Annotated in this window: 19 protein-coding genes and 2 pseudogenes; 12 read left to right on the top strand and 9 right to left on the bottom strand. The window is 70.6% G+C overall.

Annotation, left to right across the window (positions count from 1 at the left end):
• Positions 1-8 precede the first annotated feature (8 nt).
• Genes AB0E90_RS47945 through AB0E90_RS47915 form a run of 7 tightly spaced genes read left to right on the top strand, consistent with a single transcriptional unit; the run spans position 9 to position 6,746 of the window.
• On the top strand, positions 9-1,532 hold the full coding sequence (locus AB0E90_RS47945; protein ID WP_360419789.1) for an amino acid adenylation domain-containing protein: 1,524 nt from the start codon (positions 9-11) through the stop codon (positions 1,530-1,532).
• A 15-nt stretch (positions 1,533-1,547) separates the two neighbouring features.
• Positions 1,548-1,769 carry a phosphopantetheine-binding protein gene (locus tag AB0E90_RS47940; RefSeq protein WP_360419786.1) on the top strand — a complete coding sequence of 74 codons (222 nt, stop codon included), beginning with the start codon at positions 1,548-1,550 and terminating at the stop codon, positions 1,767-1,769.
• 4 nt (positions 1,770-1,773) lie between these two features.
• Positions 1,774-3,018, top strand: coding sequence for a hypothetical protein (locus AB0E90_RS47935; protein WP_360419784.1), 1,245 nt, complete (start codon positions 1,774-1,776; stop codon positions 3,016-3,018).
• Positions 3,019-3,047: 29 nt separating this feature from the next.
• Positions 3,048-4,331, top strand: coding sequence for a condensation domain-containing protein (locus tag AB0E90_RS47930; RefSeq protein WP_360419782.1), 1,284 nt, complete (start codon positions 3,048-3,050; stop codon positions 4,329-4,331).
• A 5-nt stretch (positions 4,332-4,336) separates the two neighbouring features.
• The gene (locus tag AB0E90_RS47925; protein ID WP_360419780.1) at positions 4,337-5,269 is read left to right on the top strand and encodes a 4-(cytidine 5'-diphospho)-2-C-methyl-D-erythritol kinase; all 933 of its coding nucleotides are present in this window, start codon (positions 4,337-4,339) and stop codon (positions 5,267-5,269) included.
• Entirely contained in the window at positions 5,266-6,033 is a 768-nt protein-coding gene (locus AB0E90_RS47920) for a 2-C-methyl-D-erythritol 4-phosphate cytidylyltransferase (RefSeq protein ID WP_360419777.1), read from the top strand. Before AB0E90_RS47925 ends, AB0E90_RS47920 begins: the two co-directional genes overlap by 4 nt.
• Positions 6,027-6,746: an SDR family oxidoreductase gene (locus AB0E90_RS47915; protein WP_360419775.1), complete on the top strand. Its 720-nt coding sequence runs from the start codon at positions 6,027-6,029 to the stop codon at positions 6,744-6,746. The genes AB0E90_RS47920 and AB0E90_RS47915 overlap by 7 nt, the downstream gene beginning before the upstream one ends.
• 97 nt (positions 6,747-6,843) lie before the next feature.
• Here AB0E90_RS47915 and AB0E90_RS47910 read toward each other — a convergent pair whose 3' ends face one another.
• Entirely contained in the window at positions 6,844-8,070 is a 1,227-nt protein-coding gene (locus AB0E90_RS47910; protein WP_360419773.1) for an MFS transporter, read from the bottom strand.
• A gap of 876 nt (positions 8,071-8,946) precedes the next feature.
• Here AB0E90_RS47910 and AB0E90_RS47905 point away from each other — a divergent pair.
• Together AB0E90_RS47905 and AB0E90_RS47900 are read left to right on the top strand one after the other, a co-directional pair.
• Positions 8,947-9,243: a hypothetical protein gene (locus tag AB0E90_RS47905; RefSeq protein ID WP_360419771.1), complete on the top strand. Its 297-nt coding sequence runs from the start codon at positions 8,947-8,949 to the stop codon at positions 9,241-9,243.
• Between the two features lie 26 nt (positions 9,244-9,269).
• Positions 9,270-9,917 (top strand): annotated as a pseudogene (locus AB0E90_RS47900) (wax ester/triacylglycerol synthase domain-containing protein); the annotation flags it as partial.
• Here AB0E90_RS47900 and AB0E90_RS47895 read toward each other — a convergent pair.
• The 5 genes from AB0E90_RS47895 to AB0E90_RS47875 all read right to left on the bottom strand — a co-directional run bounded on the left by AB0E90_RS47895 (position 9,903) and on the right by AB0E90_RS47875 (position 14,123).
• Positions 9,903-10,151: a hypothetical protein gene (locus AB0E90_RS47895; protein WP_360419874.1), complete on the bottom strand. Its 249-nt coding sequence runs from the start codon at positions 10,149-10,151 to the stop codon at positions 9,903-9,905. The pseudogene AB0E90_RS47900 and the gene AB0E90_RS47895 sit on opposite strands and share 15 nt — an antisense overlap.
• On the bottom strand, positions 10,148-10,492 hold the full coding sequence (locus AB0E90_RS47890; RefSeq protein ID WP_360419872.1) for an ankyrin repeat domain-containing protein: 345 nt from the start codon (positions 10,490-10,492) through the stop codon (positions 10,148-10,150). The genes AB0E90_RS47895 and AB0E90_RS47890 overlap by 4 nt, the downstream gene beginning before the upstream one ends.
• A gap of 167 nt (positions 10,493-10,659) precedes the next feature.
• Positions 10,660-12,918, bottom strand: a complete 2,259-nt coding sequence (locus tag AB0E90_RS47885) for a catalase (RefSeq protein WP_360419769.1) — start codon at positions 12,916-12,918, stop codon at positions 10,660-10,662.
• 412 nt (positions 12,919-13,330) lie between these two features.
• The gene (locus AB0E90_RS47880; protein ID WP_360419767.1) at positions 13,331-13,636 is read right to left on the bottom strand and encodes a hypothetical protein; all 306 of its coding nucleotides are present in this window, start codon (positions 13,634-13,636) and stop codon (positions 13,331-13,333) included.
• 40 nt (positions 13,637-13,676) lie between these two features.
• On the bottom strand, positions 13,677-14,123 hold the full coding sequence (locus AB0E90_RS47875; protein ID WP_360419765.1) for an Hsp20/alpha crystallin family protein: 447 nt from the start codon (positions 14,121-14,123) through the stop codon (positions 13,677-13,679).
• A 119-nt stretch (positions 14,124-14,242) separates the two neighbouring features.
• Between AB0E90_RS47875 and AB0E90_RS47870 the strand changes: the two genes are divergently transcribed.
• Complete coding sequence (locus AB0E90_RS47870; RefSeq protein ID WP_360419763.1) at positions 14,243-14,707, top strand: hypothetical protein; 465 nt, start codon at positions 14,243-14,245, stop codon at positions 14,705-14,707.
• Between the two features lie 169 nt (positions 14,708-14,876).
• On the opposite strand, the gene AB0E90_RS47865 is transcribed toward AB0E90_RS47870, so the two are convergent.
• Together AB0E90_RS47865 and AB0E90_RS47860 are read right to left on the bottom strand one after the other, a co-directional pair.
• Complete coding sequence (locus tag AB0E90_RS47865) at positions 14,877-15,149, bottom strand: GlsB/YeaQ/YmgE family stress response membrane protein (protein ID WP_360419761.1); 273 nt, start codon at positions 15,147-15,149, stop codon at positions 14,877-14,879.
• 262 nt (positions 15,150-15,411) lie between these two features.
• Positions 15,412-18,315 (bottom strand): M4 family metallopeptidase, encoded by a 2,904-nt coding sequence (locus AB0E90_RS47860; RefSeq protein WP_360419758.1) that lies wholly within the window; start codon positions 18,313-18,315, stop codon positions 15,412-15,414.
• 202 nt (positions 18,316-18,517) lie between these two features.
• Here AB0E90_RS47860 and AB0E90_RS47855 point away from each other — a divergent pair, with 202 nt between their 5' ends.
• Positions 18,518-19,558: a helix-turn-helix transcriptional regulator gene (locus tag AB0E90_RS47855; RefSeq protein ID WP_360419756.1), complete on the top strand. Its 1,041-nt coding sequence runs from the start codon at positions 18,518-18,520 to the stop codon at positions 19,556-19,558.
• A 250-nt stretch (positions 19,559-19,808) separates the two neighbouring features.
• Here AB0E90_RS47855 and AB0E90_RS47850 read toward each other — a convergent pair.
• Positions 19,809-20,942: pseudogene (locus AB0E90_RS47850) on the bottom strand (Hsp70 family protein); the annotation flags it as partial.
• On the opposite strand from AB0E90_RS47850, the gene AB0E90_RS47845 reads away from it, so the two are divergent.
• On the top strand, positions 20,941-21,531 hold the full coding sequence (locus tag AB0E90_RS47845; RefSeq protein WP_360419754.1) for a histidine kinase: 591 nt from the start codon (positions 20,941-20,943) through the stop codon (positions 21,529-21,531). The pseudogene AB0E90_RS47850 and the gene AB0E90_RS47845 overlap by 2 nt on opposite strands.
• The last annotated feature ends 20 nt before the right edge of the window (positions 21,532-21,551 follow it).

Here is a 21,551-nt window from a genome sequence, read left to right as displayed (position 1 = left end):
GACGCACAATGAAGACCCCAGGTTTGTACGACCGGTTCGCCGCGACCGTGCGGCGGTGGCCGGATCAGCTCGCGCTGGAGGTCGCCGACCACCGGCTCACCTACCGGGAACTGGCGGACACAGCGGACCGCTTGGCCGCCCTTGTGCTGGCAGCGCGCCCGGACCGGCCGCGCCGGGTCGGGGTCCTGGCGGGACGGAGCTTGACCGCGTACGCCGGATACCTCGCCGCGCTCCGGGCCGGCGCCACCGTCGTACCGCTGAATCCGTCGTTTCCCGCGGCGCGGCTCGCCCTGCTCTGTGCCCGGGCCGGCGTGGACGTGATCGTCACGGATGTCGAGGTGCCGGCAGGCCTGCCGGCCGAGACGGCCGTGGTGGATCTGCGCGACGAAAGGCCGGCGACCGGTCCCGTTCCGGTGGTGGACGCCGCACCGGCGTCCACCGGAGTCGCCTACCTCCTCTTCACGTCCGGCTCGACCGGTGTGCCCAAGGGCGTGCCCGTCACCCACGCCAACACCGCGGAGTACCTGGATCTGAGCATCGCCCGGTACGGCGCCGGCCCCGGGTGCCGCTTCTCGCAGACCTTCGACCTGACGTTCGACCCGTCGGTATTCGACCTCTTCGTCGCGTGGGGCTCCGGCGCGACGGTCGTGGTGCCGCGGCGCGACGAGCTGATGGCGCCCGTCGACTTCGTCAACCGCCGGGGCATCACCCACTGGTACTCCGTGCCCTGGTTCGCGGCCATGGCGGACCGCCTCGGGCTGCTTACCCCGAACGCCATGCCGGGCCTGCGCTGGAGCCTGTTCATCGGTGACCGGCTGACCCTCGACGAGGCCGGCGCCTGGCAGCGCGCGGCGCCCGGCAGCACGGTGGAGAACACCTACGGGCCGACCGAGCTCACGGTGAGCTGCACGACCTACCGGCTCCCGGCGGAGCGGGACACCTGGCCGGTCACCGTGAACGGCACCGTGCCCATCGGGGACGCCTACCCGCACCTCGAGGCCGTGGTCCTGGACGAGGACGGGCACCCGGCGGACGACGGCGAGCTTTGTGTACGCGGCCCGCAGCGGTTCGCCGGATACCTGGACCCGGCCGACAACGCGGGCCGGTTCCTGAGCTGGGACGGGCACACGAGCCGCCGGTACGACGGGACCGGACCGCTCGACGAGACCCACTGGTACCGGACCGGCGACCGGGTCCGGGCCGGCGCCACCGGTCTGGTCCACCTCGGCCGGCTGGACCACCAGGTCAAGGTGCAGGGCTACCGCATCGAGCTGGGCGAGATCGAGGCGCTGGTCCGCGCGCACGACTCCGTCGACGACGCGATCGTGCTCGCCGTACCGGCGCGGCTCGGCGGCCTGGAGATCGTCGCGGCCGTGACCGGCACCGGGGTGCGGACCGCGGACCTCACCTCGTCGCTGCGCACGCAGTTGCCCCGGTACATGATCCCCGCCCGGATCAAGCACCTGACCACCCTGCCGCTGAACGACAGCCGCAAGATCGACCGCCTCCGCCTGGCGGCGGCGTTCGCCTGACAGAAGGAGTACGAGATGCCACTCACCGCCGAAATCACCCTCCGGCAGATCTGGGCCGACGTCCTGGAACTGGACGAGGTGGACGACGACGACAACTTCTTCGATCTCGGCGCCGACAGCATGCAGGCCGTCGAGGTCGTGCTGCGGGCCCGCGAGATCGGCCTGAACATCGAGGTTCCCGACCTTTTCACCACCGGGACGCTGGCGGAACTCGCCACTCTCGCGGCCGGCCGGTAACGCGGTGGCCACCCCCACGGTCGCCGTCGTGTACGGCCACGGCGCCGCCAACCTGGCGCAGATCGCGAAGGCCGCGCAGAACCTGACCGACATCCTGTTCGTGATGGACAGCCGCGATGAGGACGCACGTGCCTTCGCCGACATCCTGCCGAAGTTCGGCGCCGGTGTGGTGGACCTCGCCACCGCCACCGACGCGGACCTGAAGCGGCTGCTCGCGCCGGCGACCGGCATCCTCACCTACGCCGACGGCCTGATCGAGCGGACCAGCCGGATCGCCGCGCTGCTCGGCCTGCCGTACCACAGCGAGGCGACCGCGCGGCTGCTGATGGACAAGCAACTGCAACGCGAGACCCTCAACCGGGCGCTGCCGGCCGCCACGCCCGTCGCGGTGGTGCGGACCCGCGCCGACCTCGCACCGGCCGCGGCGGCCGTCGGTTTTCCGCTCGTCGCCAAGCCGCTGACCGGGTGTGCCAGCGCGTTCACCTACCGCTGCGACACCGCGGCCGAGCTGGAGCTGCGGCTGGGCGACTCGCTGGACCGCGGCCACGGCGCGGCCTGGGCCATCGAGGCGCTGCTGAGGCCGGGGCGCCACCCCGCCGGTGACTGGCTCGGCGACTACGTCTCCGTCGAGTCGCTGACCGTCGACGGCGTCACCCGGCACATCGCGATCACCGACAAGCTGCCGCTGGCCCTGCCGTTCCGGGAGACCGGCATGGTGTCGCCGACCGCGCTGCCCCCCGCCGCGCAGGACGAGGTGCTGGCACTGGCCGGGGACGCGGTCCGCGCGCTCGGCGTGGCGCACGGTCTGACACACACGGAGATCAAGCTGACGCCGGACGGACCCCGGATCATCGAGGTCAACGGACGGCTGGGCGGCTTCGTCGCCCGGCTCATCGAGCGTGCCTCCGGGCTCGACCTCGTGCGCCTCGGTCTGCGGGCCGCGCTGGGCCTGCCGGTCGGCGACCCGGCCCCGGTGTTCCGGTCGGCGTCGGTGTGGTTCGGGGTGGTGCCGCCCCAGGCCCGGGTCAAGGTCACCGCGCTGTCCCCGGCGCGGCAACTGCGCGCGCTGCCGGGCGTGTGGCGGGTGGAACGGCTGGCCGAGGCGGGTGACGTCCTCGACTGGGAGTTCGGCAGCGGCCAGCGCGCCGCCGACCTGTGGGCCGACGCGCCGGGTCTGGACGCGGTGCCCTCGCTGCTCGAGCGGCTCGCCGCCGAGTCCGCCGACGTCGTGACCTTCGAACGGATCTGACGCCGCTCCTACGACTCACAGGAGGTCTGATGCAGCTGACCACCGTCCCGCTGGCGGCGAACCAGGCCGGGCGCATCGCGCTCGCCCTCGGTCCGCACCGCTGGCTGAAATCGCCGTGTTTCTTCGGCGTGTGGATCCGCGGCGCGGTCGACCCGGCGCTGCTGGGCCGCGCGCTCGACCAGCTGGTCCGGCGGCACAGTGCCTTGCGGTACCGTATCGACCCGGATCGGCAGATGGCCGTGTGCGAACCGCCGGATGGGTGGCCGCTGCGGATCGCCGACCTGCGCGGCTCCGACGTGCCGACGCGCCTGGCGGCCGAGCTCGACGCGCTGCGCGCCCCGTTCCCGCTCGGCAGCGCGCCGCTGCGCCGGGCGGTGCTGGTGCGCTGCACGGACACGCTCGCGCTGCTCGGCATCGCGGTCGACCACATCGTCTTCGACGGCGCGTCCGTGTCGCCGTTCCTGCGCGACCTGGAACGGCTGTGTGGCGGCGCGCCGGATGTCGACGGCCCGGATGTCGACGGCCCGGATGTCGACGGCTCGGATGTCGACGGCTCGGACGTTGAGGGCTCGGACGTTGAGGGCTCGGACGTTGAGGGCTCGGACTACACGACCTTCGGTGCGCGGGAGGCCGCCTGGCTGTCGGGCCCGGACGGCACGGCCGGGCTCGCCTACTGGCGACGGCAGGTGCCCGCGGCCGGCCCGTTCTCCACCGGGCCGCTGCGGCGCGACGGACCGGCGCGGCCCGCCGTGCACTGGTCCCGCGACATCACCACCGCGCACCGGCGCCCCTTCGTGCCGCTCGTCGCGGCGCTCACCCGCGCGCTGCGGCGCCGTCAGCCCGATGCTCCGCTCGGCCTGGTCTTCCCGATCTCTCGGCGCGTGTGGCCCGGCACCCGGCACGCGATCGGCTACTACAACAACCGGGTCTATCTGGAGCTGCCGCACGACCCGTCGCCGGACAGCCTGCTGCCGTCGGTCCGGGAGGCCGTCTCCCGGGCGTTGCAGCACAGCGTGGTCCCGTTCGAGGCGCTGCTGCCCCCGGACGAGTACGACCGCCGCCCGGCCGCGCCGTACCTGTTCCTGAACGTCACCGACGACCCCCGGTCGCCGGCGCTGCCCGGCGCGGAGACCGAGTTCACCTGGCTGACGCCCGGCGGCGTCCCGGCGACCATCCACGGAATCACGCTGATCTGCCTGGTCCGGCCCACCGGGCTGATGCTCGACGCCGTCTACGACCCGGGCCGCGTCGACGGGCCCGCGCTGGAGTCCGTTCTGGAGGAGACGGCCACGATGATGGCGGGTGTGCGGTGAGGGCGGTGGCCGTGCGGGTTCCGGCCAAGGTGAACCTGCAGTACTACGTGGGCGCCCGCGGCCCGGACGGCTTCCACGAGCTGGTCACCGTGTTCCAGGCGGTGTCGCTCTACGACGAGGTCACCGTCGCACCGGCCGGGACGCTGCGGATCACGGTGACCGGTGATCCGCGCATCGGCGCGGATACGGTGCCCAACGACGCCGGCAACCTGGCTGCCCGGGCCGCGATCGCCCTGGCCGCACACACCGGGCGGACGCCCGGGGTGTCGATCCGGATCCGCAAGCGCATCCCGGTCGCCGGCGGCATGGCGGGTGGCAGCGCGGACGCGGCCGCGGCGCTGGTCGCCTGTGACCGGCTGTGGGAGACGGGATGCAGCCGCGAGGAGCTGTCCGCGATCGCGGCGGAGCTGGGCAGTGATGTGCCGTTCATGCTGCACGGCGGCACGGCGCTGGGCCGTGGACGCGGCCACCTGCTGGAGGCGATGGCCAGCACGGGGCCGTTCCACTGGGTGATCGCGGGCACGGACGTCGGGCAGCTCACCGCGGAGGCGTACGAGGCGCACAGCCGGTTCCGCGCCGCGGAGGGCCGGGCGCCGGCGCTGCCGTCCGGCCCCACCGACGGCCTGCGGAGCGCGCTCACCAGCGGTGACCCGAAGGCGCTCGCCACGGAGATGCACAGCGACATGCAGGCGACCGCGCTGCGGCTGCGGCCGGAGCTGAGCCGGCTGCTGGACTTCGGCGTGGAGCACGGCGCCCTGCGCGGGCTGGTCTCCGGCACGGGACCCAGTTGCGCGTTCCTGGCCGCGTCGACGGAGGAGGCCGAGCGGCTGCGACGGTTGCTGGAGTCCTTCGAGGGTTGCACCCGCGCCCTGGCCGTGCACGGCCCGGTCGACGGGATCGAGACAGTCACACCATCTGATGAGGGGGACGGTCAATGAGGAGAACACATCAGCACCGGCCCGACCGGGCCGACGACGACCGGCGCACCGGCGTGGTCATCCTCGCCGCGGGCAGCGGCGAACGGCTCGGCCGCGGCCCGAAGGGTCTGGTCCCGGTGGCGGGCGAGCCGATGCTGCGGCATGTGCTCGCCGCGGTCCGCGCCAACGTGCACGTGGCCGAGGTCGTGGTCACGGCGCCGGCGGACATGACCGGTGTCTACCGCGCCCTGATCGGCGACGACGACGTCCGTGTCGTGCCGGGTGGCGGCACTCGGCAGCACAGCGCAGGTGCCGGGCTCGCGGCGCTCTCACCCGGCCTGCGCTGGGTGGCCGTGACGGACGTGGCCCGCCCGTTCACGCCCGGCGGCGCCGTCGACGAACTCCTCGACCACCTGGCGGCGGCCCGCGCGGACGACGGCGCACCCCAGCCGTGCGGTGCCGCGCACGTGCTCCCGCTGCACGACAGCATGCACCTGGCGGGACCGCGGTCCACGCTCGGCGCACCCGTGGACCGTGGCACGATGCGGGCCGCGCAGACGCCGCAACTGTTCCGGCGGGACTGCCTGGCGGCGGCGTACGAGGCTGCGGAGGCCGACGGCCGGTCCGCCACGGACGACATCGGCACGGTGTGGGCGTACGGCGGTCTCACGCTCGCCGTGCCGGGCGACAGCCGCAACATCAAGATCACGGTGGACGCGGATCTGCGTCTCGCCGAGGCCCTCGCCGGCCTCTCCGGCTCCGAGCTGTGGCGGGTGTCGTGCTGAGCGCGCTGGAGGGCCGGGTCGTCGCCGTCACCGGCGCCAGTTCCGGCATCGGCGAGGCGGTGGCCCGCTGCCTGCACGCCCAGGGCGCGCTGGTCGCGGTGTCCGCCCGTCGCGGTGACCGGCTGAAGGATCTCGCGGAGGAACTGGGTCACGAGCGGGTGCTCTGGCGCGAGACCGACGTCCGGGACGCGGAGGGCATGCAGGAGTTCTTCGGCGCGGCCGCCACGGAGTTCGGCCGCCTGGACGCGGTCGTGGCGAACGCGGGCGCCGGCGCGTACGGCGGCATCCTCGACCTCAGCGACGACGACGTCCGCCGGCTGATCGACACGAACGTCACCGGCACGGTGTGGTCCGTGCGCGCCGCCGTCCCGCATCTGCGCCACGGTGGTGACCTGGTGCTGGTCAGCTCCGTAGCCGGCCTGCGCGGGCGGCCCGACGAGGCGGTCTACGCGGCCACCAAGCACGCAGTGGTCGGCATGGCCGGTTCGCTCGACCGCGAGCTGCGGCCCCGCGGGATCCGGGTCAGCGCGCTGTGCCCCGGTGCCACGGACACGGAGTTCGCGTTCGGCCACGGCCGGGAGCCGGGCATGCCGAAGCTGGCGACCATGATGCGGGCGGAGGACGTAGCCGAGGCGATCGCGTACGTCCTGTGCCAGCCGCCGACGATGCGCACGCTGATGTGGAGCATGCGCAGCATGGCGTCGGAGAACTGAGGCACTCCGCGGCGTGGCGTCTCGGCGCCACGCCGCGGGCCGGGCACCGCCTTCTTTCGCACGGCCGACACCAGCGCGACCGAACAGGTACGCCCTGTCACGAGGCGGCGGCCGGACCCGGCACCCGCTGGGCGAGACGCTGGTGCAGCAGAAGCAGGGGAATGCTGCACGCCACCGTGCCCATGCCGGCGTACAGGAATCCCCATCGGACGGCCTGGTCGCCGATGTAACCCCAGATGATGTACGCGAAGGGCATCACCCCGATGGCGGCCATGTAGACCACGGAGAACACCCGGCCGAGAAACTCCTGTCGCACCTCCCGCTGGATGTAGGCGAAGAACAGCGTGTTGAAGCCGCCGATGAAAAAGCCCTGCGCGGCGGAGAGGAACAGCAGGGCCGCGAAGCCCGGCACGGCCGGCATGAACGCCAGGGCCGCGCCGCCCGCGGCGATCAGCACCGCGAGCAGCCGGTTCGTCGGGACGATGTCCCTCGGGGCCAGCAACACCAGGGTCACCGCGATCCCGCCGACCGCCTCGGCGGTGAGCACCTGCCCGTACGTGCCGCTCGACCCGTGCAGCACCTTGGTCACGTACAGCGGCAGCAGGATGTTGAAAGCGATCAGGAAGAAGTTGACCGCGGCGCACAGCATCACCATGTTGCGGATCAAGGTCTGGCCGCCGATGTAACGGAATCCCGCGCGCAGGTCCGCCAGCAACCCCGACACGTCGCGGCCGGTCGTGACGTGCCGGTACCGGATCACGGCCGCCGCGAGGGCCGACAGCCAGAACGACATCCCGTTGAGGACCATGGCACCACCGACACCGACGGCGGGCAGCGCCACGAGTGCCGCGCCCACGAGGGGGCCGACGGCCTTGGTGGTCTCGGTGAGGTTGTTCGTCACCGAGTTCGCCCGGACGAGCTGCCGCTCGCGCACGAGCAGCGGGACTATCGACCGGGCCGCCGGCCGGTGCAGCGCGGCGCAGGTGCCCAGGGCGAAACAGGCCAGCCCGAGCAGGGGAATGTTGAGGACGTCCCGGTAGGCCAGGACGCCGACGCCGAACGCGACGGCGCCGCTGACCAGGTCCGTGACGACGAGGATGGCCTTCTTGCTCCACCGGTCCGACATCACCCCGCCGAGCGGGCCGATGAAGGCGATCGGCGCCAGTGCGGCGGCCAGGAGGTAGCCGGTCAGCACCGTGGAGCCCGTCTCGGAGACCACCCACCACGCGAGGACGAGGTCGAACACCACCGTGCCGAGCGCGGAGACGAATCCACCGCCCACGAGCGCGGCGAAGCTGCGGGGGTGCGCGGTTTCGGCCGTCACAGCAGCACCTCCAGGGCGTCGTCGTAGCCGCGGACGAACTCGGCGATCGCCGGCTCCGGCAACAGCCCGGTGAACAAGGTCTCGATCCAGTGCGACATCAGAAACTCCTTGGCAGGTGGTGAGGCGTGGGTGCCATGTGGTCAACCACGCGTCGACGGCGGCGTGAACCCATTCGTTGGCATTCCGTAGACGTCCCGGCGCGACGCCAGGAAGCGCGCGTGCGGCCGGAACAGTCGTGGGCTCCCGCTGATGCCGTGCGCCCAGAACAGTGGCGTCCGGTCGCCGCCGACCGCCATCGCCGCAACCGGGGCGACATCGCGAGAGCGCGGGTCACCACGTCGACGGACGCGACCTCGACGTCGGAGGTGATCCTCGCCATCGCCAGTTGCACGTGGACGTCAGTCGCCGGCGGCCCGGGTGGTGGGGCACCCGCGGCCGGCCCGTGTGGCCGCCACTCCCGATGTCCGGACCCGCATGACCATCTCCCTCCTGACTAGGACGACGACGTGGGCGCCGTCCGTGCGCACTCATCATTCGCAGGCCGGCGAGGGGGTGAGAAGGGAAGAAGGCTGGCCACAAGCGCCCGTGGACGGAACCTGCCACGTCGCGGGCGTTGTTCGACGAGCGCTCGGGTACTCGCTCGGCTGGCGGGCCGCGATCGGTGAAATACTGCTCACCGAGCCGACAAGGACTACAAAACCACCAAGGCGGCGGTCGGCCGTGCATTACGGCGCGAGAGGGGCCGTTCGGCGCTGGCGGTGTCCGGCAGTGCGGTGCCTACTCGGGGTAACAGATTCGGAGATGTTATGAATCGCTATCCCGTATCAAGGTCGCTCAGCACGCGCGGTGCCCGGTGATCGTCATACCGGACACTGATTGTCGGCCGGAATCACGATCCACGCCGGTGTCGACGACGTGTGGCCCTGGATCGTCCAACTCGGCCAGGGGCGAGGCGGCTTCTACAGCTACGACAGCCTGGAGAACCTCGTCGGCTGCGACATTCACAGCGCGCTGCAGATCAACCCTGACTGGCAGCGTCTCGACGTCGGTGATCCGGTCCGGCTCGCACCCGAGCTCGCGTTGACCGTGGCGGTCGTCAAACCACCCCGCACGCTGGTCCTGCAGGGCGGGGCTTGGCCCGGGGCGGGATCGCGGAGCAACCACGCGCGGTGATCGAGCGGACGAGTCCGACCGACCTGATGCAACTCGCCACCGACCTTCCCGGCTCGCCGATGCAGGTCGCGGCCGTCCTGGTCCTGGGCGCCGCCTCGGCATCGGACCTCGCCGCCGTACGCCACGCGATCGGGCAACGCATCCAGGCGGTGCCGCGGCTCCGGCAGCGCCTGGTCCGGACTCCGTTCGCGGGCGGGCGACCGGTCTGGATCGATGACCCGGACTTCGACATCCGAGATCATGTCGGCGCCGTCCGGTGCCCAGCGCCGGGTGACGAGGCCGCGTTGCTCGACGTCGTCGCCGAAACGATGGCCCGCAGACTCCCCAGAAACCGCCCCCTGTGGTCGGCAACGCTGGTCACCTCCCTGCCGGACGACCGAGCCGCTCTGGTCGTGATGCTCCACCACGTCCTCGCCGACGGCATCGGAGGCCTCGCCGTCCTCGCCCGTCTCGTCGACGGCCCGGTCACCGTCCCGGATACCTGCTTCCCACGCCGGGCGCCCACATCCCGCGCTCTCTTCCTCGACGCGTCGGCCGCCCGGTTCCGTGCTCTGGCGCGCCTGCCGGCCGGATGCCGGCAACTTCGTGCCGCACTCGCCGAACTCACCACGGATGGCATGACCACGGCACCGCGGTCCTCGCTGAACCAGCCGATCGGATCAGTTCGGAGCATCGCGGTGGCACGAGCCGACCGGGGCGCCGTCGAGCGGGTGGCGCACGCCCACGGCGCGACATGGATCGGGGCCGCCGAGGAAACTGTGCATCGGCGGGTGGTTCGGCGGGAAACCGAACGATCGCGGGTGTTGGGTGATGTCCGGCATCCGGACCGCGCTCGGGTCAGTGATCAGCAGGCCCAGCACTCCGCGGCCGTGCGGCAGCTCGCCGATGGCCGCGTGCCGATCCGTCACCGTCGTAGCAGTGCGGCCATCGCGGGGAGCTCGAAGAATTCCGCCGTTGCCACCGCGGAGGGGGTGCCGCCGTCGGGGTCGGCGCCGGCGGCGAGCAGCGCCTTCACCGTTTCGGCATTCTGCCGGAAGACGGCGGCGGAGAGCGCTGTCTGACCCCGGTCGTTGATCCGGTTGGGGTCGGCGCCGTTGCCCAGCAGGCCGGTTACCGTGTCGACGTTGTCGTGGTACGCCGCGAGGATCAGCAGCGTGTCGCCTTTGTCGTTGGTGAGGTTGGCCGGCAGGCCCGCCGTGACGTTGCCGAGCAGTTCCTCGGTACCGCCGGTGCGCGCCAGGTCGAACATGCGATGCGCGAAGGCGATCGTCTCGTCATCCAGCTCGGTCACGCAGGCAGGCTACCCGTGCCGGAGGTGGTTCAATCCGATGTCGGCGCGACCACCGGCCGGCATTTTTCACCGACCGCGTGGCCTGCCCCGTCCAAGTGACCGGGCAGGCCGCGCAGTTCGATGGATCAGGCGATCACGGCTGGGAATCGCTCCCAGACGCGGTGGGCGCCGAGGAATTTCTGCAGCGCGGTGAGGGTGGCCGCGGCGGTCTTTTTCGAGACCACACCCGGCGTTCCGGTAATACCGGACGCTTCCAGGACGGTGGCGCCGGCGCCCCACGCGCCGATCGCCTTGGCGTGCCGCCAGGATTCGTCGACCAGCAGCAGCACCCGCGGGTCCACCACCGTCGTGGTGGCGGCACCGGCTTTGGCGTCGCGTCCGGGCAGAGCGTCCGGGGCCGGGACAGGCGCCCCGGCGAGGAGGATGGCGTCGAATTCGACCGACCGGGCGGTGGCGAAGGTTCGCTGGACCGGCAGTCCGCCGACCATTCCGCCGTGAGGGGCGATCAGCAGCGGGACCATGCCGGCGTCGAAGATGGCCTGGCGGATCGCGCCGAGGTCGCCGGTGTCGCCGTCGGGGTCGACGACGATGCCGATCGTGCGGCCGTCGGCCGGCCAGGTGTGGCCGAGCTGGGACAGGGCCGGGCTCGGCTCGACGTCGGCCGGGGGCGCAGTCGGCTCGGGTGCGGGCAGTCCCAGGCCGGTTGCGACCTGCTGGCAGAGCACGGGGTCGATGTTGGCGAGGCTCTGCAACTGCCGTTCCTTGATGGCCTGCTCGTAGCACTTGTTGAGCTCGAACGTGTAGGCGCTGATGATGTGCTGCTGCTCGACCGGGGTCATGCTCAGCCAGAACAGGCGTACCTGGCTGTAGTGGTCGTCGAACGAGGCCGGGTTCTGCCGGATCTTCGGTGCCTCGGTCACGGTCACCGGCACGTCGAGGAAGGCGTTCTCGGCGTCGCCGGCCGGGAACGGGTTGCCGCCGTCGAGGGAGTTCGGCCGGTAGGGCGCCACCCCGCCGTGTACGGCGTTCTGGTGGTAGCCGTCGCGCAGCATGTCGTTGACCGGGGCGTGCGGGCGGTTGATCGGGATCTGCGGGAAGTTGGGGCCGGCCAGCCGGGTCAGCTGGGTGTCGAGGTAGGAGAAGAGCCGGCCCTGCAGCAGCGGGTCGTTGGTGGCGTCGATGCCGGGCACGAAGTTGCCGAGGATGAAGGCGGCCTGTTCGGTCTCGGCGAAGAAGTTGGTCGGCGTCCGGTTGAGGATCAGCTTGCCGACCGGCTGCACCGGGGCCAGTTCCTCGGGGACGATCTTCGTGGGGTCGAGCAGGTCGATGCCGGCGAAGGTCTCCTCGGGGTTGTCCGGGAAGATCTGCAGGCCCAGCTCGTACTCGGGGAAGGCGCCGGCCTCGATCGCGTCGTACAGGTCGCGGCGGTGGAAGTCGGGGTCGACGCCGCTGAGCAGCTGAGCTTCTTCCCAGGTCAGCGAGTGCACACCGAGCTTGGGCTTCCAGTGGAACTTGGCCAGCACCGTCTCGCCGGCTGCGTTGCTGAGCCGGAAGGTGTGCACGCCGAAACCTTCCATGGTGCGGTACGAACGGGGGATGCCCCGGTCGGACATGTTCCACATGGTGTGGTGCTGCGCCTCGGTATGCAGGGAGACGAAGTCCCAGAAGGAGTCGTGGGCGCTTTGTGCCTGCGGGATCTCACGGTCGGGGTGGGGCTTGCCCGCGTGGATGATGTCCGGGAACTTGATCGCGTCCTGGATGAAGAACACCGGAATGTTGTTGCCGACCAGGTCGAAAACGCCCTCGTCGGTGTAGAACTTCGTCGCGAAGCCGCGGGTGTCGCGGACGGTGTCGGCCGACCCGCGGGAGCCCAGGACGGTGGAGAAGCGTACGAAGACCGCGGTTTCCTTGCCTTTGGCCAGGAAACCGGCCCGCGAGACCGCCTCTCCGGTGCCGTAGCCGGTGAAGACGCCGTGCGCGCCGGTGCCGCGGGCGTGCACGACCCGCTCGGGGATGCGTTCGTGGTCGAAGTGGCTGATCTTTTCGCGGAAGTGTTGATCCTGCAGGAGCACCGGGCCTCGCGGGCCGGCCTTGAGTGAGTGGTCGGTGTCGCGTAGCCGCAGACCGTGCGCGCTGGTGAGGTATTCGCCCTGCTGACTGTTGTCGGTCGGCGGCACGTCGGTCGCCGCACCGGTGGGAGTGCGGGACTCCGGCGCGCCCTGCTCGGGCTTGGGCGGTAACGGGTCGTGCGGCGTGGCCGGTTCCTCAACGGCCGGGGTGCCGCTGCCGGGGGAACCAGGGACATCGGGAGTCAGGGCAGCGCTTACTTTCGCCGCCGCAGCCTCGACGGTGTCTTTGATCTTCCTTGCAGGCTTCTTCGCCATGCTGCGGAACTTCCCTTCGAACGGGTGAAGCTGGACATTCGCCCTCTACCCTTGCCGGATGGCAATAAACTATTTTCACATAACCGGCCGGTATGAGGTGCGGAGACGGGCGGCTTTGGCGGCGGTCACATCATTCTTCAATTTGTCGTGCGGAATGGATGTTGAACTAGGCCGATACCCGACTGTCGATGACCAGCAAATCAATATTTGCCGGAGCCCGTTGTCGCCTATGTTTTAAAGGCAAATCATTCATTGCGCGCCTGCATCGTCGCCCGATACGGATTAATGCCGCCGCCGACTGCCGGGACGCTTCCCGGCAAGGACGATCGACACCGTCCCCGTTCGCACGTTGGGCCGGGGAGTGCGAAGTCCGCCACCCGAACCGGGTGACGGACTCCTTGGCGACGCGATGTCAGGGCGGTGAGCGCTGGACGGCGTTCGGGTGGGCGGTGATCTGTTCAGGAGTTGCTTTCGGCGCGGCCTGCCGGTCGGCGGGTGGGGGTTGTGGGGTTTCTGGCCGGCCGGCGGGCGGGGCGGGTGGTGGCGGCTCGTCGAAATTCGCGCCGACGAGCGCGTCGAACTCGTCGCGAACCCAGTCGGGGTCGCTGGTGACGAGGTCGGTGAACGCCTCGTCGAACCCGTGGTCCCATTCCGGGGACAGCGCGGTCCTGGCGTGCACCGCGAACGTGTTGGTCATGCCGGTCACCACCCGCCACATCCGAGTCCTTGCGAGAAACGTGAGCTGACGAGTCGTCAAGTCAGGCCGAGATCACCTTCTGCTCGCCCTGCTGACGGGCGGCCACGTTGATCTTGCGGGGCTTGGCCTTCTCGGCGATCGGGATCCGCAGGACCAGGACACCGTTTTCGTACGCGGCGTCGATGTGCTCGGTGTCCAGGGCGTCGCCGAGGAACAGTTGCCGGGAGAACACCCCGAGCGGGCGTTCGGTCAACTGCACGGTGGCGTGCTCGCCCAGGTCGATCGGGCGGCGTTCGGCTCGCACGGTGAGCACGTTGCGTTCTACGTCGATGTCGATCGCGTCGGCGTCCACCCCGGGCAGATCCAACGCGATCACGAACTCGTCGCCGTTACGGATCGCGTCGACGGGCATTCCCGTCGGCCGTGACCAGGTCCCGCTGCTCGTGGCCCCGAACAGTTGCTGGGCGAGCCGGTTGACCTCGGTGAAGGGTTCGCTGCGCATCAACATGATCCCACCTCCTGTTGTCTCGACTTGGCGGTCAATGCGCGATACCGCTTTTCTAACCCGTCATCGGAACGATGACAAGTGGTTCGTCAACGAAAAGATGACAGGTGGAGTGGACGACGATGACCGAGACACCGACACGCGCGCCCGCGTTGGGCGTCTCCAGCCGGCAAGCCGCCGAACGCCGTTACCTGCGCAGCGCCGCCGCCCCCACCGGGCGGCCGGACGCGACCCGCGACGACCGCGTGCAAGCCGAACGCGACCGCCGCGCCGAAAACCGGGCCGTCACCCGGTGGGCCAACGACAACACCGCCGACCTGCGCCAGCTGGCCGGGCAGATCACCGCGCTCACCGACCTCGGCGACGATGCCACCGAGCCGATCGCCCGGCTGCACGACGCCCTCGGCAACCCGGACGCGTCCGCGTTACCCGCCCTGCTCGCCGCGACCCAGCCGCACCTGGACCAGCACCCCGGCCTGACCGACCAGATCGACACCGTCACCGCCCACACCGACCAGATCCGGCAAAACCATCTGCGCCGGCCAGGCGACACATCGCGCCGCCGCGAGAGCGCCGGGCAGGACTGACGGCACGCGAGCAAGCGCCCGCGGCCCGCGGCCGGCGGCAAAGGCGGCGGATACGAATCCGGCTGGTGGGAGAGCTACCCCCGACCCTCCCTCTGGGGCGTGGTGTGACATGCAACAGCGGTGCGGCCCGTGTGGGCCGCACCGCTGTGCCGTGCTGTCGATGGTGGTGTCAGGAGACGCGGCGGCGGCCCCAGAGCCCGGCGACGGCGTAGACGCCGATCGCGGCGAGAACGACCTGGATGAGGATTTCGATCCAGTCGACGCCGTCGGTGTCGGCCCAGCCGGCTCCGCGGGCGATGGCGGTACCGATCAAGGCGGCGACGATGCCGATGATGATGGTCAGCCAGATGGGGATGTTCTGCTTGCCGGGCACGACCAGGCGCCCGAGGGCGCCGATGATCAAGCCAACGACGATCGCGGAGATGATGCCGGCGACGGTCATGATGCCTCCAAAGCATCCGAGGGGAAGGACGGTCTGTAGCTGCCCGACACGATGCCGGCGCAAACCCGGCGCGCAGCCGCCGCGGCAAAATGTGACCGACGGGCCGGCGACTTCAACCCGGCGACACTGGTGGACGGTGCCGGTGCGGCGGGGGAGCGGGCCCAGGAGCCGCAGGTGCAGACCCTCAGCGGACTAGGCAGCGCGCTGGGACCGTTGTGTGCGGGATCCCAGCGCGCTGCTTATCGGGTCTTCCAACCGGATCTCACTTGCAGGACTTGGCACCCGTTGCGTACGCCAGGCCGAAGCCGGACGCCGACGAGTCCATGAAGACCACCTCGCGTCCTGCCCCTGCTGTCGCGAACATCTGTGCGCCCGGGCTGCACGAGGCCGGGCCGATGTACTTGCCCTGGAACGTGTACTGCTTGAGTTTCGGGTTGAGTGAGTTGTCCGGGTAGCCACCGGTCTCGATCCAGGCCGCTACCGGCGCTTCCTCGGTGACGGTGAGGGTCGTGTCGGACAACGCGACGGTGTCGGCGCGGATCGCCTGTGGCGAGTTCTCCTCGAACAGCAGGTGGCTGGTGCTCGTGGCGAAGTCGAAGAGCCGCACGGAGTCGTTGTACGCCCCCTGGCTCCACTCGCCGTCGACGATCGTGCCGTAGTCGCGGTCGGTCATCCAGGCGACCGCGGTGTGGGACAGGTCGGGGTAGCTCATCCGCTCGGCGCCGAAATCGCCACCGGCGTAGGTCGTCCGGCCGGTGGCGACGTCATGGACCTCGACGCCCAGCGACCAGTAGATGCCGTTGCTGTCGGGCTGCTGGAAGATCTCGTACCGGACGTAGGAGATCTTCCCGCCCTTGACACTCGGCGCCGTCGCGGGGCCGAACCAGTCCGGGTGGGCGAGGGTGTGCACGGTCGGCGAACTGCCTCGCAGGTAGCGCACGACGTCGAGGTATCCCTGGGTCGCGTCGTACTGGCTCCATGCGACCAGGTCGCCGTCGAAGCCGAGGCCGTCGATGCGGTCCGGGGAGCTGTAGAGCTCCTTGACGGGGCCGCCGCCGATCGGCGCCGACAGGATTCGGTTGGTCTCCCACGTCGGCGAGTCGGGGTTCGTCGCGATCGACAACCACACCACCCGCTTGCCGTCGGTGTGCGGGAAGCTGTTGACGCTCCCGTCGTCCGGGGAGATCCGGTACGGCGTGCCCTTGCCGCTGGTGCGGCCCACCCAGATCGACGTCGGCTCGGTGTGGTTCGCGTCCGATCGCGGCACGGCGAACCAGCCGCCCGCCGTGCTTGCCTTCATGTCGGCGTACATGCCGGTGTTGAGCCGGTCGATCAAACCCTGGGTGCCCTTGCCGTACAGGTTCGCCTTCCACTGCGCGGTGATCCCGCGCGAGTCGAACGCCGTCCGCACCACCTTGAGGTCGTTCTTGCTCAGGCGGAACGACTTGGCGGCGGCGAGCACCGCCTCGCGCGCATCGACGAAGTCGGACATGGGCGTCAGGTAATCGGTGAGCGCTCGGTAGACGATCTTGTCGGCGACCGCCTTGCCGAGCTTCTGACGCAGGTCCCAGAGCGCACCGGACACGATCGTCGAGTTGAGGTGCACGCCGCCGTCGTCCATCGACGGAGTGTCGATGAGGTGCTGGAAGTCCGCGGTGGTGGCGCCGTCGTCGAGGTCGCGCAGGGCGCACTGCGCGGGAGCCAGCGTGCGGCAGAGGTCGCCGCCGAGCAGGCTCGCCTGCGGGTCGGACATCGGCGTGCCCGACGCGTCGACGTCGATGGCGTTGCCGAAGTAGTCGGCGATCGCCTCGTTGAGCGCGCCCGACTGTCCGGCGTAGACGAGGTTGGCGGTGTGCTCCACGACGCCGTGCGTCATCTCGTGGCCGACGACGTCGGGGTCCGCCGACAGCGGCAGATACTCGTCGTCACCGCTGCCGTACACCATGCGGGTGCCGTCCCAGTACGCGTTCACCCACGGGTAGCCGCCGTAGGTGATCCCTACGATCGAGTCGATCGGCATGCCGTCGTCGTCCAGGCTGTTGCGCCCGAGTTGGGCCTGGTACCACTCGAACACCTTGGTGGCGTCCCAGGCGGCGTCCACCGCGCCGGCGTCGGTCAGGTCGGCGCCGAGCTCGGTCGACTCGGAGGCGAAGGGCGCCAGACCCTCCGGCCACGCGCCGCCCATCAGGTCGTAGTAGTCGCGGCCCCGGGCATCCCAGGTGGTGATCGGCACCGTACGGCCGCTGGGGTGCTTGTGGGTCTGGTCCTGCAGGAGGTAGGAGCCGGCGTCGGACCGGACGAGCGGGAGCGACACGGTGGCGCCGTGCAGGGTGGTGCCCTGGCCGAGGACCGGCGCCGTCCCGCTGCCCGCGGAACTCGACTCGGTGCCGGCTTGCGGCGTGGCGGCGATGCCGTCAGCGGCGAGGGCGGCGGCCTGCTGGCCGGTGGCGAAGGACTTGATCCGGCTGACGCTGAGAAGCGGCACCCCGTTCGTCGCGCCCACGTACACGTCGCGGAGCACGGGCTGACCCGTGACGACGTCCTTGCCCTGGACGAGCACGCGCCGCGCGAGCATGCCGGTGCCGGTCGGCATGACCAGGAGCCCCTGGTCGGTGCCGGCGAGGTCGGTGGCGGCCGCCCCACCGGGACGCGGGGCCGGGGCCACGACCGCCGCGCCGGGGTGCAGGCTCTTGCGCACTTCCTCGACCGCCCGGGACAGCGCGACCGCCGCGGGGATCGGGGTGACGGTCGTGTCGACGTCCAGGTTGGTGAAGTAGCTGCCCGACGTGCCGGTCACCGTGCGCTTGCCGGCTGCCTTCTCGGTACGCACCACGTATTGGGCGCCGAACACCGGCAGGCCCTTGTACTTCTGGTCCAGCCGGACCGTCTCCCGTGCGCCTTCCGTCTCGATGCTCGCGGTGGTGAGCGTGCCGGACGGATCGCCGATCTTGTAGCGGTCCTTATGACTCGCGAGGTGAGCTTTGGCGGCCTGGTCCGGTGCGACCGTGGCGTCGACCGGGTCGGCCACATCGTCCACGAGCGCAGGGGTGTCTGTGGCGGGCGCCGCAGTGACCGGGGGCGCCGCGTTCGCGGCATGGGCGGTGGTTCCCAGGATGGCAGCCGTCGCCAGCACGGCGAGCGTGGGTAGTGCCTTGGCTCTACGCAATTGTTGCTCCTGCAGGGTTGTGAAGCCGGTTCGCCCACCTCACCCCGGTGCCGGGTTCCGCCACAAGGACGACCTTGCGCATTTGCGCACATGAGCAGGTGCGCCACTCGTCCACGTCGGACGGACTTACACATTCGTAATCCCCGATTCATCGGAGCGAGAGCCGGCCCGAGCATGATCGGTCGGAGGGGCCTGGAAACGAATGGACGAGACGGATACACCGTGGTCGGCAACGGGTCTTGATCCGCTGGCCGGCCGCGTGTTGGAGTACCTGGTGGCGGTGCGGTCGGCGGACCGCGACGAGGTGGCGTCCGCGGTCGGGGTGTCACCTTCCGAGGCGGAGCGGGCGCTGCGGCACCTCGCGGACTCGGCACTGGCGTCGCAGATCGGCGGTGCGGCACCGCGATGGACGGCCGCGCCGCCGCGACCGTCGCTCGGCGCCCTGCTGGCCCGGCGGCGGGCCGAGCTGGCCCGTGTCGAGGATCTGGTGGAGCGGCTCTCCGAAGTACACGAGGCGGTGTCCGGGCCGCCCGCCACGGACGTGGTGGAGGTGTTGAAGAGCGAGGACGAGGTGCCGGCCCGCTACCGTCAGTTGCTGATGGGAAGTTCCTCCGAAGTGCTGCATCTGGCGAAGCCGCCGTACGTGACGGATGCGTCGGCGTCCACCGGGACGGTGGGAGTGACGCCCGGCGTGCAGATGCGATCGGTGTACGAGACGGACGGCTTCACCGACGCGGTGTCCCTCAAGACGGCTCTGCGCGGGACCGGCCAGGGCGGCAAACTGCGGCTGACCTCGCAGATCCCGGTGAAGCTGGTGATTTTCGACCGAGCGGCTGCCCTGTTGCCGATCTGGGGAGACCGCCCGTCGTCAGGTTCCCTGGTGGTGCACTCGCCGGCACTGGTGATGGCGCTAGTCGCACTGTTCGAGAGCGTGTGGGACCGCGCCGAGCCGGTGTCGCTGACGAGGCGGCACGATCTATCGGGCGCGGACCACACCGAAACGAGTGGACGGGACCTGCGGACACGGGAAATTCTGCGGATGATGGCGGTCGGCATGAAGGACGAGACGATCGCCCGAATCCTCAACGTCAGCCGCCGCACCCTTCAGCAGCACATCAGCGATGCGGGCTCGTTGCTCGGTGCCCGGACCCGCTTCCAGATCGCCGTGCTGGCGGCGAAGCAGGGGTGGCTGAGCGACCAGGGTGAGAGCGGGCGACCGAGGGAGTCGGTGCCGTCTCCCTGATCTGGCGCGCCTGCCGGGTGGCTTGCTCGGTCAGCACGAGGACCAGGACGCCGGCCAGGACGAGGGCGGCCAGGATCGCCGCCGCCAACTTCCACCGGCGGCCGCGGCGCGGCGGTGGGGCGTGGCCGGGGACCGAACCGGGCGGCGCCGGGCGGGAGACGCCTCGGGGGGACGGCAATTGTCGGGTCGGCAAGGCCGCGGCATTTCCCGAGCTACCGCTCGCGACCAGGACACGATCGCCGGCTACCGCTGCCGCGCCGAGTGCCACCGCGTATTTCGGGTGGGCGTTGGTCAGGATGGGGCGCCCCAGCTCCTCGGTGATCATCCGTCTGATCAGCGGGATGCGGGACGACCCACCGACCAGCAGAACAGCGGAGAGCTCGTCCACCTCGACCTGAGCCGCGTGCACCGCCCGGACCAGAACGCCGATCGTCGACTCGATCGGCGCACGGATCATGGACTCGAGGTGGTGGCGGGAGAGCTGGGCGAAGAACTGCCGGTTGAACAGCAGGATGGGAATGCTGGTCTCGGTATCGATCGACAGCGCTTCCTTGGCCCGGACGCACTCCTGCCGCAACCTGGCCATGGTCGCTACCGACTCGGGCGCGGACAGGTCGAGTTCGGCCAGCGCGCCGCCGTGCTGGTGGTTGATCCACTGGAGGATCGCCTCGTCGAAGTCGGTCCCGCCGAGCCGTTCGATCCCCTCCGGCTCGCCCACCACCTCGACGACGCCGTTGCGCTTGTGCAGAACGGTGGCGTCGAAGGTGCCGCCGCCCAGGTCGTACACCGCGACGGTGTCGCCGTCCCGGAGGGTGCGGTTCGCACCGTAGTAGGTGGCGGCCGCCTCCGGTTCGGTCAGGACCACATAGTTGCGGAGTCCGGCGAGCCGGGGGATCTCCTCGAAGAGCTCCCGCCGGTACGGCCCCCAGTTGGCCGGGTGGGTCAGCGCGACGCGGTCAGGTGGCTCGCCCTCCACTCTGGTGACGGTGTCCAGCACGTCGCGCAGCTGCTCGGCCATCAGTTCGGTCACCTGATGAGGCACCCCGCCGAGGAGCACCGGGGTCGGATCACCCAGTCGCCGTTTGAACGAGCGCTCGACCCGGCCGGGGTCGCTCAACAGGTGCCGCTCAGCCGCCTCGCCGAAGATCAGCGTCGAGTCGCGGCTCAAGTACGCGACCGCTGGAGCGACCGTCGCCTGGTTACCCAGAGTGCACATCTCCACCCGGCCGTCGCGCGCGATCGCGGCAGCCACGAAAGTGGTACCCAGATCGACGCCGAGGTCGTAACCCACCGCACTCCTCCCCAAAGAACGGGGCCAGCATCCTCCCACTAGTAGGGCTGGCCCCACTGACGACAACGGCCTGCCACCGGAGAATGACGTCATGACGCTCGACACGTACAACTCCACCGGCTCGGCCCGGCGCCGGGCGGACGAGCACTGGAGCCGGCGCCGTGATCTTGAGCGTCAGTTGCACGACGGGCCCGCCCTGCGCATCGCCGCGCTGGCCCTGCGCCTCGGTCTGCTCGCCCAGAAAGCGCGTCATGACATCGGCGGTCTGCCTCACGACATCGAGGAACTGCAGAACCAACTGCACCTCATCCAGCAGGAACTGCGCGCGGTCGCCGATCGGATCTATCCGCCGCTGCTGCATGAAGCCGGTCTCGGGCCGGCCCTGTGCGAGCTGGCGAGCAGCGCGTCGCTACGGGTCGACGCCGGCGGCGGGCGCTTCGACCCGGCGGTGGAGGGGGTGGCCTATTTCGCCATCCTCGGGGTTCTCGCCGCGCCGCCGCCCGCCACTCGAACGGTGGACGTCGTCATCCGACGGGACCCGGACGGGTTGGCGCTGGTCCTCGGCAATGTCGATACTGGCCAGATCGGCTCCGTCCGCGACCGCGTCCAGTGGGTGGGCGGGGTGGCCGAGACAGGCGGTGGTCTGATCGGAACAATCACAGTGAGGATTCCGTGCGAGTAGCACTGGCGGACGACGGGGCG

The sequence above is a fragment of the Actinoplanes sp. NPDC026619 genome (assembly GCF_040638295.1).
Lineage (GTDB): Bacteria > Actinomycetota > Actinomycetes > Mycobacteriales > Micromonosporaceae > Actinoplanes.
Note: the sequence above shows the minus strand (reverse complement) of the source record. Positions and strands in the feature narration are given on the sequence as shown.